We start from the raw sequence: 514 nt of genomic DNA, 5'->3' as shown, positions 1-514 counted from the left end.
GACGAGCCGGAGACCAGCATCGCCACGTTCGCAGACGCGACCGATCGCAGCCGCAGCAGCCCGAGCGGCATCAGCGGCGCTGCCGTCCGCGCCTCGACGAGGAGGAAGAGCCCCAGCAGCGCGAGCCCTGCGAGCAGCGGCACCAGCGTCGCCGTCGCCGCCCACCCCTCGGACTCGGTCTGCGAGATGCCGTAGGCCAGCGTGGCGAGCCCGGTGGTCACCAGCAGGGCGCCCGGCAGATCGAGGCGGCGGCGCAGGCCGCCCCGGCTCTCGGTCAGCCAGAGCACGGCACCGGCCAGCACGACCGCGCCCACCGGCACGTTGATCAGCAGCACCCAGCGCCAGGACAGCCCGTCCACCAGGGCACCGCCGACCAGTCCGCCCGCCGCGCCGCCGCCCGCGCCCACCGCGGTCCAGGTCGCGATCGCGCGGGCCCGCGCCGCGCCCTCCGGCACCGCCGCGGTCAGCAGCGTCAGGGTCGAGGGGGCCAGTACCGCCGCGCCGAGGCCCTGCA

At 77.2% G+C, this 514-nt stretch carries 1 protein-coding gene; it reads right to left on the bottom strand.

What is annotated here, in order from left to right; genetic code table 11:
• Positions 1–514 (bottom strand): MFS transporter (locus tag ACF088_RS41295; RefSeq protein ID WP_392381129.1); only part of this gene is annotated, 514 nt, incomplete at both ends.

The sequence above is a fragment of the Streptomyces sp. NPDC015125 genome (genome assembly GCF_043080045.1).
Lineage (GTDB): Bacteria > Actinomycetota > Actinomycetes > Streptomycetales > Streptomycetaceae > Streptomyces.
Note: the sequence above shows the minus strand (reverse complement) of the source record. Positions and strands in the feature narration are given on the sequence as shown.